The 16,737-nt window shown below is 56.0% G+C and carries 13 protein-coding genes; 6 read left to right on the top strand and 7 right to left on the bottom strand.

What is annotated here, in order from left to right:
• Positions 1-108: 108 nt before the first annotated feature.
• The gene (locus tag HX773_RS05180; protein WP_176970696.1) at positions 109-1,149 is read left to right on the top strand and encodes a GMP reductase; all 1,041 of its coding nucleotides are present in this window, start codon (positions 109-111) and stop codon (positions 1,147-1,149) included.
• A 33-nt stretch (positions 1,150-1,182) separates the two neighbouring features.
• Here HX773_RS05180 and hofC read toward each other — a convergent pair whose 3' ends face one another.
• From hofC to nadC, 4 genes are all read right to left on the bottom strand, one after another.
• A complete protein-coding gene (hofC, locus tag HX773_RS05175; protein ID WP_176970695.1) occupies positions 1,183-2,382 on the bottom strand; it encodes a protein transport protein HofC in 1,200 nt (399 codons plus the stop codon).
• Positions 2,375-3,763, bottom strand: a complete 1,389-nt coding sequence (gspE, locus tag HX773_RS05170) for a type II secretion system protein GspE (protein ID WP_176970694.1) — start codon at positions 3,761-3,763, stop codon at positions 2,375-2,377. The genes hofC and gspE overlap by 8 nt, the downstream gene beginning before the upstream one ends.
• The gene (ppdD, locus tag HX773_RS05165) at positions 3,763-4,206 is read right to left on the bottom strand and encodes a prepilin peptidase-dependent pilin (RefSeq protein WP_176970693.1); all 444 of its coding nucleotides are present in this window, start codon (positions 4,204-4,206) and stop codon (positions 3,763-3,765) included. Before ppdD ends, gspE begins: the two co-directional genes overlap by 1 nt.
• A 178-nt stretch (positions 4,207-4,384) precedes the next feature.
• Entirely contained in the window at positions 4,385-5,281 is an 897-nt protein-coding gene (gene nadC, locus HX773_RS05160) for a carboxylating nicotinate-nucleotide diphosphorylase (RefSeq protein WP_176970692.1), read from the bottom strand.
• Positions 5,282-5,463: 182 nt separating this feature from the next.
• Between nadC and ampD the strand changes: the two genes are divergently transcribed.
• Both ampD and ampE read left to right on the top strand, forming a co-directional pair.
• Positions 5,464-6,015, top strand: coding sequence for a 1,6-anhydro-N-acetylmuramyl-L-alanine amidase AmpD (gene ampD, locus HX773_RS05155; RefSeq protein ID WP_176970691.1), 552 nt, complete (start codon positions 5,464-5,466; stop codon positions 6,013-6,015).
• Positions 6,016-6,031: 16 nt separating this feature from the next.
• Positions 6,032-6,886: a beta-lactamase regulator AmpE gene (gene ampE / locus HX773_RS05150; RefSeq protein ID WP_176970690.1), complete on the top strand. Its 855-nt coding sequence runs from the start codon at positions 6,032-6,034 to the stop codon at positions 6,884-6,886.
• Here the strand turns inward: ampE and HX773_RS05145 are convergent.
• From HX773_RS05145 to aroP, 3 genes are all read right to left on the bottom strand, one after another.
• Positions 6,868-7,821, bottom strand: coding sequence for a family 43 glycosylhydrolase (locus HX773_RS05145; protein WP_176970689.1), 954 nt, complete (start codon positions 7,819-7,821; stop codon positions 6,868-6,870). The two genes, ampE and HX773_RS05145, sit on opposite strands and share 19 nt — an antisense overlap.
• Positions 7,818-9,224, bottom strand: a complete 1,407-nt coding sequence (locus HX773_RS05140) for a glycoside-pentoside-hexuronide (GPH):cation symporter (RefSeq protein WP_176970688.1) — start codon at positions 9,222-9,224, stop codon at positions 7,818-7,820. Before HX773_RS05140 ends, HX773_RS05145 begins: the two co-directional genes overlap by 4 nt.
• A gap of 162 nt (positions 9,225-9,386) precedes the next feature.
• Complete coding sequence (aroP, locus tag HX773_RS05135; RefSeq protein ID WP_176970687.1) at positions 9,387-10,742, bottom strand: aromatic amino acid transporter AroP; 1,356 nt, start codon at positions 10,740-10,742, stop codon at positions 9,387-9,389.
• A 513-nt stretch (positions 10,743-11,255) separates the two neighbouring features.
• Here aroP and pdhR point away from each other — a divergent pair.
• The 3 genes from pdhR (at position 11,256) to aceF (ending at position 16,724) form a co-directional block, all read left to right on the top strand.
• Positions 11,256-12,020 carry a pyruvate dehydrogenase complex transcriptional repressor PdhR gene (gene pdhR / locus HX773_RS05130; protein ID WP_008108566.1) on the top strand — a complete coding sequence of 255 codons (765 nt, stop codon included), beginning with the start codon at positions 11,256-11,258 and terminating at the stop codon, positions 12,018-12,020.
• A gap of 127 nt (positions 12,021-12,147) precedes the next feature.
• Positions 12,148-14,814 carry a pyruvate dehydrogenase (acetyl-transferring), homodimeric type gene (gene aceE, locus HX773_RS05125; RefSeq protein ID WP_110867538.1) on the top strand — a complete coding sequence of 889 codons (2,667 nt, stop codon included), beginning with the start codon at positions 12,148-12,150 and terminating at the stop codon, positions 14,812-14,814.
• Between the two features lie 14 nt (positions 14,815-14,828).
• On the top strand, positions 14,829-16,724 hold the full coding sequence (gene aceF, locus HX773_RS05120; protein ID WP_176970686.1) for a pyruvate dehydrogenase complex dihydrolipoyllysine-residue acetyltransferase: 1,896 nt from the start codon (positions 14,829-14,831) through the stop codon (positions 16,722-16,724).
• The last annotated feature ends 13 nt before the right edge of the window (positions 16,725-16,737 follow it).

The following is a 16,737-nucleotide window of genomic DNA, read 5'->3' as shown; positions in this document are numbered from 1 at the left end:
TGAAATTCGCAGTCTTGTCGCGGAACGAATGGCGCGTATGATAACGACACTGGAGCCGTGAGCGCTACCCGAACCGCGGTTCGTCGTCACTAACCAGGATAATCAGCTATGCGCATTGAAGAAGATCTAAAACTGGGCTTTAAAGATGTTTTGATCCGCCCAAAACGTTCCACGTTGAAAAGCCGTTCCGAGGTTGAGCTGGAACGCACCTTCACTTTTAAACACTCAGGCTTGAACTGGAGTGGCATACCAATCATTGCCGCCAACATGGATACCGTCGGCACTTTCACGATGGCTGAAGCCCTGGCGAGTTTTAACGTACTGACCGCAGTGCATAAACATTACAGCGTGCAAGAGTGGCAGGCATTTGTGCAGCGCGCGCCAGCGGCGGTGCTGAGTCATGTGATGGTCTCATCCGGTACCTCAGAATCAGATTTCACGAAGTTATCCGCCATTCTGGCGTTATCACCGCAGCTCAATTTTATCTGCATCGACGTTGCTAACGGTTACTCTGAGCACTTCGTTCAGTTCCTGCTGCGCGTGCGTGAAAGCTTCCCAGGTAAAACTATCTGCGCAGGCAACGTGGTTACCGGCGAAATGGTGGAAGAGCTGATTTTGTCTGGCGCAGACATCGTCAAAGTGGGTATTGGCCCCGGCTCAGTGTGCACCACACGCGTGAAGACCGGCGTTGGTTATCCTCAGCTTTCTGCCGTTATCGAGTGCGCGGATGCCGCACACGGTTTAGGCGGACAGATCGTCAGCGACGGCGGCTGCTCGGTTCCAGGTGACATTGCCAAAGCTTTCGGGGGCGGTGCAGATTTCACCATGCTCGGCGGCATGCTTGCGGCACATGACGAGTGTGAAGGAACCATCGTTGAAGAGCAGGGCGAGAAATTTATGCTGTTCTATGGCATGAGCTCCGAATCTGCCATGAAACGCCACGTTGGCGGTGTCGCACAATATCGTGCGGCGGAAGGCAAAACTGTGCGGTTACCAGTGCGCGGCCCGGTTGAGGAGACGGTTAAAGATATCCTCGGCGGTTTACGTTCGGCCTGTACCTATGTGGGTGCAGAACGATTGAAAGAGCTGACGAAACGCACCACCTTTATCCGCGTCGCTGAACAAGAGAACCGTGTGTTCACTCGCTGATCTCAGACAACGGGCGCGCATCGCGCGTGCCCGTCATCGAATGGCATCGCCAAGACCAAATACCGGCAGATACATCGCAATCACTAATGTGCCAACAATCCCGCCTATTACCACCATCATCATCGGTTCCAGCGATGCCGCCAGAGCATCAGCGCGCGCTAATGTTTGCGCCTCATGCCACTCCGCCAGCCGTGCCAGCATCACATCTAACGCACCCGCTTCTTCGCCCACTCGGATTAGTTGGGCACAAAGGGGTGTAAATAGCAGATGCTGTTGCAGCGCCTGATGCAGCGGCGCACCCGCAGCGATGTGTTGCTGTAACTGAATGATGGCATCGCGCCACAGTCGCGATACCATCGTCACCTCAACCGCCTGCAGGCTTTGCAGCAAGGTTAAACCGGATTGCTGTGTAAGTTGCAGGATGGCGTAAATCTGGCTGAGCTGCCCGCCGCGCCACAGCGGTGATAGTAGTGGCATGCGCAGTAACCATTGATGTACGCGCTTTTGCCAGGGTACCGAACGTCGATAAGTCTGCTGCACAATCCCCGCTAATACGGCGCCTACCAGCGACAGCGGCAGCGCGGCCTTCTGCAGCAGTTCTGACAGCGACATCACCGCAGCAGTAAAAGCGGGCAGCGGCGCATCAAAGCTGGCATAGACAGAGACAAACTCCGGTAAAACAAACAGCAGCATGCCAGCACTGACCCCGAGCGCTACCAGCAAGATAAACAGGGGATAACGCAGCGCCTTCACCACTTTTTGCCGTAAGTATTGCTGCTTGCTTTGCTGCTGCGCCAGCTGGCGACAGCACTCGTCGAGCTGGCCGGTTAATTCACCCACTTGCATCAAAGCGGGAAACAGCGGGGGAAAGATCTGCGGCCACTCCTGCAAGGCTTGCGAGAAGGGCTCACCCGCGATGACGCGGCGCTGCAATCCCTTCAGTAATACCCGCCACCCGGCATGAGGGTGGCCTTCTGCTAGCAGAATCAGACTTTCCGCCAGCGGCAAGCCGGCCTTGAGCAGCGTCGCCAGTTGCCGCACCAGGTCGATTTTCTGTTGCCACTTCCAGTCGCGCGAACGCCAGCATTTTCCACGCTGCCAGTTCACCGGCAGCATGCCGCGCTCGGAGAGCTGATTGAGCAACGCATCCTGGCTGGCATTGAGTGATTCGCCTTCCTGCAGCACGCCCATGGTGTCAAGCGCCTGCCAGCGGAAATGATAGAGGTTAGCCATCGCCCAATCCCACCACGCGCTGCATCTCTTCAAAGGAAGTATCGCCGCGACTTACCGCTTCCAGCCCCGCAGCCAGCAACGTTTTCATTCCCTGCTCATTTGCCAGCGTTAGCAGATGTTCCAGCGGCATATCTGCCGAAATAGCATTCTGCAATTTGCTGGTTAGCGGCAAGACTTCAAACAGCGCCAGCCGCCCGTAATAGCCGGAGAAGCAGTGATCGCAGCCCGGCGCGCGCCAGGTTTGCAGCGTGCCCGGCCAGAGTTCGGCCGGCAGATGGGCGATAGCTTGTCCCGGCTGACGGCAATGCACGCATAAGCGTCTGACCAGACGCTGCGCCACCACCAACTGCAAAGCGGGACCCAGCAGATAACCGGGAATATCCATCTGGCGCAGGCGCGTCAGCGTTTCAGCGGTCGAGTTGGTATGCAGTGTGGAAAGCACCAGATGGCCGGTCTGCGCTGCTTTAACTGCGATGCTGGCCGTCTCGGCATCACGGATTTCCCCCACCATAATCACATCGGGATCCTGGCGCAGCAGTGCGCGCAGCACACGATTGAAATCAAGTCCGCTGCGCGGCTGGATCTGCGTTTGATTAATGCCATCCAGCGGGATCTCAACCGGATCTTCCACGCTACATACATTTTTCTCCGGCACGTTAAGCGCGCTTAACCCGCTATAAAGCGTGAAGGTTTTACCGCTGCCGGTCGGGCCGGTAACCAGAATCAAACCCTGCGGTTTCGCCAGCGCGTTTTTCAGTAACCGCAGCTGTGCTGCGGGCATGCCGAGTTTATCGAGGGTGATGGCGCTGTTTTCACTTTGCAGCAGCCGCACCACGGCTTTTTCACCCTGGCTTACCGGCAGCGTTGAGAGTCGAAACGCCGCCAGTTTGTCCTCTATTTCCAGCGTAAACTGTCCGTCCTGCGGCAGACGCCGTTCGGCGATATCCAATCCACCGAGGATTTTCAGGCGCGCCAGAATCGCAGCGGGTTGTGCTTCAGAAGTTTGAGGCAGTTTATGCAACACGCCATCGATGCGCAGGCGCACCCGCAATCCATGGCGCTGCGGTTCAAAATGCACATCTGAGGCGCGGCGCTGAATGGCCTGGCGCAAAATCTGATCGACCGCGTTAATCGCTGACTCAGCGCTGGCATGTTCACGCGGTGCTGCGGCGGCATCCGGTTCGTGCAGCAACTGCTCAAGCCGTGCGGCAGGCCAGCACTCGACTTCCACCTTGCACTGGCTGGCGAACTGTAGCGCTTCCAGCAGCAGCGGATCGGGCGTGTCGGCTACCGCTACGCGCAGTAGCGTGGCGTCATGGTGCAGAATCACCGCCTGATAACGGGCGCACAAGGCTTGCAGCGCACTATTAGGATTGTCCATCAGTTGGCATCCTTGTCGGCAAAGCGGAACTGCTCGAGGCAGCTATCGCGCAGGCTGCTGTTATCGCTGGTACAAGTGCGTTGCCAGCTCAACGTGCCATCCGTTGCGCTCCAAATCGGCAGCATTTCGACCGTTAATCCGCTGAGACTTTCCTGTCCGGTCAGGTTGATGGTTCCGTTGACCACGCTGAGCGTTGCCACATAGCGCGAACCTTTGGCCACAGGAATACCGCGTTGTCCTGCCTGACACTGCGCTGGTCCGCCGCGCTCAATGGCACAGAGTTCTACTGCTGTTTTGTACGGCACCATGGTTTGCAGCATGTCGGTAAGCGCTGCGCGTTGCAGGTAGTTTTGATAGGCCGGTAAACCGATGGCGCTGAGAATGGCGACGATGCCAATCACAATCATCAATTCGATAAGGGTAAAACCGCGTTGTCTGTCCATAGTGAGGCTCCTTGTTGTGGAGCCGCTACGGTAGAAAAGGGCGAGAGAAAGCGGAAGTCAGGCCTGCGTGAGGCTGGAAAGCATCGCGCAGAGAATCATCAGGATTACAGCGGGGATAACAGCATTTTGGAAGCCAGCTCGCATATCTGCCGCACTAACCGGCGGCAGACGGAGGGCATTAAAGCTCGCGGAAACGCATCGACAGATCCAGCGCTTGCAGATGTTTGGTCAGCGCGCCAACAGAGACATAATCAACGCCGGTCTGGGCAATTTGTGGCAGCGTGGTTTCGGTTACGTTGCCGGAGACTTCCAGCAGCGCGCGCTTGTTGGTTAGCGCAACCGCTTCATGCATCATCTCAAGGCTGAAGTTGTCGAGCATGATGATGTCTGCCCCGGCATCGATGGCATCCTGCAGTTCCGCCAGCGATTCGACTTCAACTTCTACCGGCACATCCGGCGATAGCCACAGCGCTTTTTCCACGGCGTTACGCACCGAACCGCTGGCGATAATGTGGTTTTCTTTGATCAGGAAAGCATCCGACAGGCCTAAACGGTGATTGTTACCGCCACCGCACAGCACCGCATATTTCAGTGCGGTACGCAGGCCTGGCAAGGTCTTGCGTGTATCAAGCAGCTGGGTTTCGCTGCCTGCCAGCAGGGCGACATAACGGCTGACCTCGGTGGCCACGCCAGACAGCGTCTGCACGAAGTTGAGCGCGGTGCGTTCTGCGGTTAACAGCAGGCGCGCCGGGCCGGTAAGCTCGAACAGCAGCTGATCGGCAACCAGCGCTTGTCCATCTTCCACATGCCAGCTAACAGTGACTTTATTACCGAGCTGGATAAAGACTTCTTCCACCCAGCGTTTACCACAAAAAACACCGGCTTCACGGGTGATGACTTTTGCCACCGCCTGCTTTTCTGCCGGCAGCAGCAACGCGGTGATATCGCGATCCGCATCCACTTCGCCGCCTAAATCCTCCTGAAGCGCCCGGGCAACGGCTTCCGGGATATCCTGTTCTATACGTTTAATCAGTTCCTGACGGCGATGATCGGGATCGTAACGACGCGTTGCCATGGTTTTGCCACTCCACAAGACGAAATTTCGTGCGCTCACCTTAGCCTGATTTATCGACCATTGCCAGTTGCTAGCGGTGAAATGTTTAGTATCCTGAACTCGGCTGCGTCGGCGCATTAAGTCGCAAGTCTGCTGGGTGAAACATGTTATTCTCAGCCTGATTTTGCTTAGGATTTAACAGCATGAAACTGGAAGAGGGCTGGATTACCAGCGCGCGTAAAGTACCTTCACCACACTTCAATCAGCGTCCAAATGATGAAGTGCCCTCGCTGTTGGTGATTCACAACATCAGCTTACCGCCCGGTGAGTTTGGCGGGCCGTGGATCGATCGGTTGTTTACCGGCACGTTGCCTGCCGATGCGCATCCCTATTTTGCGGATATCGCCCATTTACGCGTGGCGGCGCACTGCTTAATTCGCCGCGACGGCGAGCTGGTGCAATACGTCTCTTTCGATCAGCGCGCCTGGCACGCCGGCGTGTCGCAGTATGAGGGGCGTGAAAGCTGCAACGATTTTTCCATGGGCATTGAACTGGAAGGCACTGATACGCTGCCCTATACCGATGCGCAGTACGCGACTTTGCAACAGGTGACTCACCTCCTGCTGCAGCACTATCCGTTGACGCCTGCGCGCATCACCGGCCATAGCGATATCGCACCAGAGCGGAAAACCGATCCCGGTTCCTCTTTTGACTGGTTGCGCTATAAAGAATCCATCAGGCAGGAGAATCCCTGAGACAGCAGGAGCGGGTATGACGTTGTTTAGCTTATTATTAGTTTTAGGTTGGGAACGCCTGTTTAAGTTGGGTGAGCATTGGCAACTGGACCATCGGCTGGAGCCGCTGTTTCGTGGCCGTCAGCGTTTTTCCCTGCTGCGCACGCTGATGATGACAGTGATAGCGATGCTGATCGTCTGGCTGGTGGTGTGGAGCCTGAAAGGCATCTTGTTTGGCGTGGCGCAACTGCTGTTCTGGATTTTGGTGGGATTACTGTGTATCGGCGCGGGTTCGGTGCGACTGCACTATCACAGCTATCTCAAAGCCGCGAGCCATGACGATGAAGCGGCGCATCAGGCGATGGCGGCCGAACTGACGCTGATTCACGGCGTGCCGGTTGAATGCAGCGAGCGCGAGTTCCTGCGTGAACTGCAGAACGCGCTGATTTGGATTAACTTCCGCTTCTATCTTGCGCCGCTGTTCTGGTTTGTGGTCGGTGGGCCTTACGGCCCGGTGCTGCTGGTGGGTTATGCGTTTCTGCGTGCCTGGCAGAGCTGGCTGGCGAAACATCAGTCGCCGCTGGCGCGCTCGCAGTCTGGCGTTGATCGTCTGCTGCACATTTTGGACTGGATCCCCGTGCGTTTGGCCGGCGTGGCTTACGCGCTGCTCGGTCACGGCGAACGTGCGCTGCCAGCATGGTTTGCCGCGCTGGGCGATCTGCATCGCCCGCAATATCAGGTGCTGACCAGCCTGGCGCAGTTCTCGCTGGCGCGTGATCCGCATATGGATAAAGTCGAAACGCCACGTGTTGCGGTGGCGTTGGCGAAACGTATTTCTCTGGTGCTGGTGGTGGTGGTCGCGCTGTTGACGATCTACGGCACGCTGGTGTGATCGGCTGGCGGCACGCCGAAATCCGGTGTGCCGTCTTCGCGCCAGTCGAAGTATTTCAAGCGCGTATGACGATTCGGATCCCACAGCGGATCGCCCTCAATTTCGGTGTAATTGCGCGCGTGATACACCAGTATCGCTCTTCCCGCTTCATCCACCGTAAAGCTGTTGTGTCCCGGTCCGTATTGCTGATTATCCCAACTGGTGGCAAATACCGGCCGCGCGGATTTATGCCATGCGCTGATGTTGAGCGGATCGGCCAACACATCAATGCTTAATATCCCCAGACAGTAATTTTCATCGGTCGCGCTGGCGGAATAGGTGACAAACAGCTTGTCGCCATGCTGAATCACCGCCGGTCCTTCGTTGACGCTGAATCCCGCGCACTCCCATTCATACTCCGGTCGGCTCAGCATCAGCGGAGCGCTTTTTAGCGTCCACGGGTTGAGCAACTCGGCGAGATACAGGTTGGAGTTTCCGGGAATCGCCGGATCTTTTTGCGCCCACAGATACCAGTGTTTGCCTTGATGGTGGAAGTAGGTGGCATCCAGTGAGAAGGAGTCGATGGGCGTATGCACGCGGCGGCAGGGCTGCCAGTTACCGCTCAGCGGATCGGCATCATTACACACCAGCGCATACATGCGGTGCTGGAACAGGCCATCTTTTATCGCTCGCGTCGGTGCGGCGGCGAAATAGATCACCCATTGCCCGTTGATGTGATGCAGTTCTGGCGCCCAGATCAGCGCGCTAAACGGGCCGGTATCCGGTTTGTGCCACACCGTTACCGCTTCTGCCTCAATCAGGCCAGCTAGCGTCGAGGCATAGCGAATCTCCAGTCGGTCATATTCCGGTACCGAGGCGATAAAATAGTAGCCATCGGCATGGCGCAGAATAAAGGGATCGGCGCGTTGAGTAATAAAAGGATTGGGCCAGCTCATTTGATCTCTCCAGGTTGCGCAGTTGCAGAGGACGCGATAGGGGATACGTGATGTGAATGGGCGCGGCGCAGCGCCAGATCGGCCTGAATCGTACGCATTAAGTTGCGATCCACTTTCATTAAACGCACGACGCCGGCGGTGATCAGATATCCCACGCCCGGGATCACCGTGAACAGCAGCATGATGCCGTTAATCGCGTTGGGGGCCTGCTGTTTTGCGCCCGCATCGTAGCCGTAAATCGACAGCAGGAAACCGACCATCGCCCCCGCAACCGCCAGCCCTACTTTGAGGAAGAACAGGTTGCCGGAGAAGCTCATGCCGGTGATGCGTTTGCCGGTTTTCCATTCGCCGTAATCATCCACGTCGGCCATCAGCGACCAGTGCAGCGGAGAAGGGATTTGATGCAGGATATTCAGCAGGAAGTAGGCGATCACCACCGCGACGGTGGCGTGCGGATCGATCCAGTAGAAGCCGCAGGAGAACAGCGCCAGCGCGATGTTGGTCCAGAAGAACACCTTGAGCTTGCACCAGCGATCGGTGAGGATTTTCGCCAGCGTGCTGCCGAACATCATGCCGATCACGCCAAGGCTGATAAACAGCGTGGCAAAGTGCGTTGATTGCCCCATCACCCAGGTGACGTAATACATGGTGGCGGCCATGCGGATAAAACCGGGGCAGACGTTGCAGAAGGTCAGCAGCAGAATGCGCACCCACTGATCGTTTTTCCACACGTCGCGCAGGTCTTGTTTCAAATCATCGTTGCTTGGCGTGGCCGGGCGAATGCGCTCGCGCACCGTAGCAAAGCAGAACAGAAACATCACCAAACCAATCAGCGCCAGCACGCTCATCGCCAGTTGATAGCCGCGCGCTTTATTGTCGCCGCCAAACCATTCGGCCATCGGCAGCAGCGAAAGTGAGAGGATCAGCGTGGCAATGCCCACCATCACAAAGCGATAGGACTGACATGACACGCGCTCACCCGGATCGTTGGTAATTACGCCGCCCAGCGAGCAGTAAGGAATGTTTATGGCGGTGTAGGTCAGTGACATCAGGAAGTAGGTGACAAACGCCCAGATGACTTTGTTTTCGTAGCTCCAGTCCGGCGTGGTGAACATCAGTACGCTAAACAGCACGTAAGGCACGGAAACCCACAGCAGCCAAGGACGGAAACGGCCCCAGCGACTTTGCGTGCGGTCGGCAATGGCGCCCATGATCGGATCGGTGATGGCGTCGAGTACGCGCACCGAGAGTAACAGCGTACCGACCAGCGCCGGGGCTAAACCGAATACATCAGTGTAGAAATAATTGAGGAACAGCATGATGGCACCGCCAATCATGTTGCATCCGGCATCGCCCATGCCATATCCCAGTTTCTCTCTGAACGAGAGGGCTGCTCCTTTCATTGATCGTCTCCAGCGATATGATGAGCAGGAATTATCTGTGCAAAATCAGTAATCTGCTGGGGAGCAAATGGTCGGGTAGATGGACAAAACGCGCGGGCGGGGAAAAGTGTGAGCCAGATCAGTAGTGCTGCCCGGCAACAGCGTGCCGGGCAGGGGACAACATTAAGCTTTCTGTACTTTGTTCTTGATGGTGTAACCGATAGCCAGAATCACCAGCCAAACCGGGATCAGCCATACCGAAATCGCCATACCCGGCGTCATCAGCATGATCACCAGCACGCCAGCGAGGAACACCAGGCAGATCCAGTTACCCAGCGGATAGAGCACCGCTTTAAAGCGCGTGGTCACACCTTGCTGGTCTTTCTTCTTACGGAATTTCAGGTGCGCGAGGCTGATCATCGCCCAGTTGATCACCAGCGCCGATACCACCAGCGCCATCAGCAGGCCAAAGGCTTCGCCCGGCATCAGGTAGTTAATCAGTACGCACAGCAGGGTCGCAACGGCAGAGACCAGAATGGTCGCGACCGGCACGCCACGGCTATCCACTTTCAGCAGCGCTTTCGGCGCGTTGCCTTGTTGCGCGAGACCAAACAGCATGCGGCTGTTGCAGTAAACGCAGCTGTTGTAGACCGACAGCGCCGCCGTCAGGATCACCACGTTCAGCGCGTTAGCCACAAAGGCATCGCCCAGCTCATGGAAGATCAGCACGAACGGGCTGGTATCGGCAGTGACACGCGTCCAAGGCAGCAGCGACAGCAGCACCGCGAGTGAGCCAATATAGAAAATCAGGATACGCCACAGCACCTGATTGGTGGCTTTCGGGATGCTCTCTTGCGGGTTATCTGCCTCTGCAGCGGTAATGCCTACCAGCTCCAGACCACCAAAGGAGAACATGATGATTGCCATCATCATCACCAAGCCGGTCATGCCGTGGGGCAGGAAGCCGCCCTGATCCCACAGGTTGCTGACGCTGGCCTGCGGGCCGCCGTTGCCGCTAAACAGCAGCCAGCCACCGAACAAAATCATGCCGATGACCGCGACCACTTTGATAATCGCGAACCAGAACTCCATCTCACCAAACACTTTCACGTTGGTCAGGTTGATGGCGTTGATCAGCACAAAGAAGATGGCAGCCGTGGCCCAGGTGGGGAAATCCGGCCACCAGAACTGCACGTATTTACCCACGGCAGTCAATTCAGCCATCGCCACCAGCACATACAGCACCCAGTAGTTCCAGCCCGAGGCGAAACCGGCGAAGTTGCCCCAGTATTTGTAGGCGAAGTGGCTGAAGCTGCCGGCAACCGGCTCTTCAACCACCATTTCGCCCAGTTGGCGCATAATCAGAAAGGCAATAAAACCGGCGATCGCGTAACCGAGAATAACGGCAGGACCGGCCGATTTAATCACTGATGCGCTGCCCAGAAACAGGCCAGTACCTACGGCTCCGCCCAGCGCAATCAGCTGAATATGGCGATTCTTTAAGCCGCGGTGCAGCGTGTCGCCATGCTGTTGTTCCATACAAACCTCGTGATGTTGTTATTGTGCACCTGCAGTGCGCGCACTGTAAGGCTGTTTACCCTAATGTATTCTTTTCTTTACGGTATCTGGCGTGCTGTGTGCATGCATGAGCTACCACGGCGTTCAGAATAGTGATAAGCGCGCCGCTTTGCACCTGCTTTTGCTTTTTGTGCTGAGAGATGACTGAAAAAGCAGCAGCATCCTCTGCGCGCCCGTCGCATTATTTCTGCCATGAAAAAAGGGTGAACACGAATAGGTTTCCCTTATGGTTGGGGCATTTTCCGGGGGCTAACTCAGTGTAAGGTTAGGTAAAAGTGCAATTCATTAACATTTGTTGCGGGCGGGGGATTTCTCGCTTGATGCCGGTAGGTTAGCGCACCAGCGCTACGATCATCCCCTGAAGTGTGACCGCGCCCATATAGACACAAGGTGAATACTTTGTTACTTTACCGGCACCATTTTTCAATTGGTATTACCAATTTACTCCGGACGTTTGGCTGATAAGAAGGGAAGATGGCCTACAGTAAAATTCGCCAACCCAAGCTCTCCGATGCGATCGAGCAACAGCTGGAATCCCTCATTATGGAAGGGACGCTCCAGCCGGGTGAAAAACTGCTCCCTGAGCGTGAACTGGCGAAACAGTTTGATGTCTCACGTCCATCCCTGCGCGAAGCGATTCAGAGCCTGGAAGCCAAAGGCCTGCTGCTACGTCGTCAGGGTGGCGGCACCTTCGTCCAAAAAAATCTCTGGCAAAGCCTGAGCGACCCGCTGGTCGGTCTGCTTGCCGAACATCCAGAATCTCAGTTTGACCTGCTGGAAACCCGCCACGCGCTGGAAGGCGTTGCTGCCTATTACGCGGCACTGCGGGGAACCGATGAAGATCTGCAGCGCATCCGCGACTGCCATGTTCATATTCAGCAGGCACAGGACAGCGGCGATCTCGACGCCGAAGCGGATGCAGTGATGAAGTATCAGATCGCTGTCACAGAAGCCGCCCATAATGTGGTGTTGCTGCATCTGCTGCGTTCCATGGGCCCTATGCTGGAACAAAACGTACGTCAGAATTTTGAATTGCTCTACGCTCGTCGGGAAATGCTGGCGAAAGTGAGCGGTCACCGCGCCAGTATCTACGAGGCGATTGTGGCTCGTGAGCCAGAACAAGCACGCGAGGCATCTCATCGTCACCTGGCGTTCATTGAGGAAATCTTGCTGGATAGAAGTCGGGAGCAGAGTCGTCGTGAACGCTCCCTGCGTCGTTTACAGCAACGTAAGGAATAACGCACGGCAACGAACGTGCGGAAAACACGACGGGCCTGTCTTCTTGTGCTGTGAACCAGAAGCAAAGCACAAGAAGACAGGCTCCTGATAATTTCAACGTATTAGACACAGATAAGGAATACACCCCATGTCAGAACGTTTACAGAATGACGTGGATCCGATCGAAACTCGTGATTGGCTACAAGCGATCGAATCGGTCATCCGTGAAGAAGGTGTTGAGCGCGCGCAGTATCTGATTGATCAGGTAATGAGTGCAGCACGCAAAGGTGGCGTGAAAGTTGCCGCAGGTTCCTCTGCAATCAGCAACTACATTAACTCTATTGCTGTTGAAGATGAGCCGGACTATCCGGGCAACACCTCTCTTGAACGTCGTATCCGTTCCGCAATTCGTTGGAACGCCATCATGTCGGTGCTGCGTGCGTCGAAGAAAGATCTGGAGCTGGGCGGCCACATGTCCTCCTTCCAGTCTTCCGCGACCATTTATGAAGTGTGCTTTAACCACTTCTTCCGCGCGCGTAGCGATAAAGATGGCGGCGATCTGGTTTTCTTCCAGGGTCACATTTCTCCAGGTATCTACGCCCGCGCCTTCCTTGAAGGTCGCTTGAGCGAAGATCAGATGAACAACTTCCGTCAGGAAGTGCAGGGCAAAGGTCTCTCTTCTTACCCGCACCCGAAACTGATGCCGGACTTCTGGCAGTTCCCAACCGTTTCAATGGGCCTCGGTCCGTTGAACGCGATCTATCAGGCGAAATTCCTGAAGTATCTGGAACACCGCGGTCTGAAAGACACCTCAGCACAAACCGTTTACGCCTTCCTCGGCGATGGCGAGATGGATGAGCCAGAATCCAAAGGTGCGATCACCATCGCTACCCGCGAGAAGCTGGATAACCTGGTGTTCATCATCAACTGTAACCTGCAGCGTCTGGATGGCCCGGTCACCGGTAACGGTAAGATCATCAACGAGCTGGAAGGCATCTTTGCCGGTGCTGGCTGGAACGTGATCAAAGTGATTTGGGGCGGTCGTTGGGATGAACTGCTGCGTCAGGACACCAGCGGTAAGCTGATCCAACTGATGAACGAAACCGTTGATGGCGATTACCAGACCTTCAAATCCCGTAACGGCGCGTACGTGCGTGAGCACTTCTTCGGTAAATATCCGGAAACCGCAGCACTGGTGAAAGACTGGTCAGACGAAGAGATCTTCGCGCTGAACCGTGGCGGCCACGATCCGAAGAAAGTCTACGCTGCACTGAAAAAAGCGCAGGACACCAAAGGTCAGCCAACGCTGATTCTGGCCCATACCATCAAAGGCTATGGTATGGGTGACACTGCCGAAGGTAAAAACATCGCGCACCAGGTTAAGAAGATGAACATGGATGGCGTTCGCTACATCCGCGATCGCTTCAATGTGCCAGTGGCCGATGACAAAATCGAAGAACTGCCATACGTCACCTTCGAAAAAGGCTCTGAAGAGTACAACTATCTGCACGGTCAGCGTGAGAAGTTGGGCGGCTACCTGCCAACGCGTCAGGCGGAGTTCAGCGAGAAGCTGGAAATGCCAACGCTGGAAGAGTTCCGTCCTCTGCTGGAAGAGCAGAACAAAGAGATCTCCACCACTATCGCTTTCGTGCGTGCGTTGAACGTGATGCTGAAGAACAAGTCGATCAAAGATCGTCTGGTTCCGATCCTTGCGGACGAAGCCCGTACCTTCGGTATGGAAGGTCTGTTCCGTCAGATCGGTATCTACAGCCCGAACGGCCAGCAGTACACCCCGCAGGACCGCGAGCAGGTTGCGTACTATAAAGAAGATGAGAAAGGCCAGATTCTGCAGGAAGGGATCAACGAGCTGGGCGCAGGTTCATCCTGGCTGGCGGCGGCGACCTCTTACAGCACCAACAACCTGCCGATGATTCCGTTCTACATCTATTACTCGATGTTCGGCTTCCAGCGCATCGGCGATCTGATGTGGCTGGCCGGCGATATGCAGGCACGCGGCTTCCTGGTTGGCGGTACTTCAGGTCGTACTACGCTTAACGGCGAAGGCTTGCAGCACGAAGATGGTCACAGCCACATTCAGTCGCTGACTATCCCGAACTGTATCTCTTACGATCCGTCTTACGCGTACGAAATCGCGGTCATCATGCAAGATGGCCTGGTGCGTATGTACGGCGAAGCGCAGGAAAACATCTACTACTACATCACCACGCTGAACGAAAACTACCACATGCCTGCGATGCCGCAGGGTGCGGAAGAGGGTATCCGTAAGGGTATCTACAAGCTGGAAACCGTAGAAGGTAGCAAAGGCAAAGTGCAGCTGCTGGGTTCAGGTTCAATTCTGCGTCACGTGCGTGAAGCCGCGCAGATCCTGGCGAAAGATTACGGCATCGCTTCTGACGTCTACAGCGTGACCTCGTTCACCGAGCTGGCGCGTGATGGTCAGGATTGTGAGCGCTGGAACATGCTGCACCCAACCGATGAGCCACGCGTACCGTACATCGCGCAAGTGATGAACGAAGCACCGGCCGTCGCATCGACCGACTACATGAAGCTGTTCGCAGAACAGGTTCGCAGCTACGTGCCTTCCAGCGATTATCGCGTGTTGGGTACCGATGGCTTCGGTCGTTCTGACAGCCGTGAAAACCTGCGTCACCACTTCGAAGTGGATGCATCGTATGTGGTTGTGGCTGCGCTGGGTGAGCTGGCTAAACGCGGCGAAATCGATAAGAAAGTGGTGGCTGAAGCCATCACCAAATTCAATATCGACGCCGATAAAGTTAACCCGCGTCTGGCATAAGAGGTAAGAGAGTAATGGCTATCGAAATTAAAGTGCCGGACATCGGGGCAGACGAAGTTGAAGTCACCGAAATCCTGGTAAAGGTGGGCGACAAAGTTGAAGCTGAACAGTCGCTGATCACCGTGGAAGGCGATAAAGCCTCTATGGAAGTGCCTTCGCCACAGGCGGGCGTGATCAAAGAGATCAAAATCTCGACCGGCGACAAAGTAGAAACCGGCTCGCTGATTATGATTTTTGACGCAGAAGGTGCCGCAGACGCGGCGCCAGCGCCAGCAGAAGAGAAGAAAGCGGAAGCCGCTCCTGCTCCAGCTGCTGCCGCTGCTGCGGTCAGCAAAGAAGTCAACGTACCGGACATCGGCGGCGACGAAGTTGAAGTCACTGAGATCCTGGTGAAAGTTGGCGACACCGTAACGGCTGAGCAGTCGCTGATCACCGTTGAAGGCGACAAAGCCTCAATGGAAGTCCCGGCACCGTTCGCGGGCGTGGTGAAAGAGATCAAGATCTCCACCGGCGATAAAGTGAACACCGGTTCACTGATCATGGTGTTCGAAGCAGAAGGCGCAGCGCCGGCTGCTGCTCCAGCAGCCAAACAGGAAGCGGCTCCAGCAGCAGCACCTGCGGCGTCTGGCGCCAAAGACGTCAACGTGCCGGACATTGGTGGCGACGAAGTTGAAGTCACCGAGATCCTGGTAAAAGTGGGCGACAAAGTCGCTGCTGAGCAATCCCTGATCGTGGTGGAAGGCGACAAAGCCTCAATGGAAGTGCCTGCACCGTTCGCCGGTACCGTGAAAGAGTTGAAAGTGTCGACTGGCGATAAAGTCAGCACCGGTAAACTGATCATGGTGTTCGAAGTGGAAGGCGCGGCACCGGCTGCGGCTCCTGCGGCTAAGCAGGAAGCGGCTCCAGCGGCAGAAGCAGCGAAACCGGCAGCGGCCCCAGCAGCGGCCAAAGCGGATGCGAAAGGCGAGTTCGCTGAGAACGATGCTTACGTACACGCGACGCCGGTGATTCGTCGCCTGGCGCGCGAGTTCGGCGTTAACCTGGCGAAAGTCAAAGGCACCGGCCGTAAAGGTCGCATCCTGAAAGAAGACGTGCAGACTTACGTCAAAGACGCGGTGAAACGCGCTGAAGCGGCTCCGGCTGCAGCAGCCAGCGGCGGAAGCCTGCCAGGTCTGTTGCCTTGGCCGAAAGTGGACTTCAGCAAGTTCGGCGAAATCGAAGAAGTGGAACTGGGTCGTATCCAGAAAATCTCGGGTGCCAACCTGAGCCGTAACTGGGTGGTTATCCCGCACGTTACGCACTTCGACAAAACCGATATCACCGATCTGGAAGCGTTCCGCAAACAGCAGAATGCCGAAGCAGAGAAACGCAAACTGGATGTGAAATTCACGCCAGTGGTGTTCATCATGAAAGCCGTTGCCGCTGCTCTTGAGCAGATGCCACGCTTCAACAGTTCACTGTCTGAAGATGCACAGAAACTGACGCTGAAGAAATACATCAACATCGGTGTGGCGGTCGATACGCCAAACGGTCTGGTGGTTCCGGTGTTCAAAGATGTGAACAAGAAAGGCATCACTGAACTGTCTCGCGAGCTGATGGCGATTTCCAAGAAAGCGCGTGATGGCAAGCTGACCGCCGGCGACATGCAGGGCGGTTGCTTCACCATCTCCAGCCTTGGCGGCTTGGGTACCACGCACTTCGCGCCAATCGTCAACGCGCCGGAAGTGGCTATCCTCGGTGTTTCCAAGTCAGCGATGGAGCCGGTGTGGAACGGTAAAGAGTTTGAGCCGCGTCTGATGATGCCGATCTCACTCTCCTTCGACCACCGCGTGATCGACGGTGCTGATGGTGCGCGCTTTATCACCATCATCAACAACACACTGTCCGACATTCGCCGTCTGGTGATGTGAAGTTAATCAAGGC

This window comes from Pantoea sp. B9002 (genome assembly GCF_013385945.1).
Taxonomy (GTDB): domain Bacteria; phylum Pseudomonadota; class Gammaproteobacteria; order Enterobacterales; family Enterobacteriaceae; genus Pantoea.
This window is presented reverse-complemented; position numbering and strand designations above follow the sequence as displayed.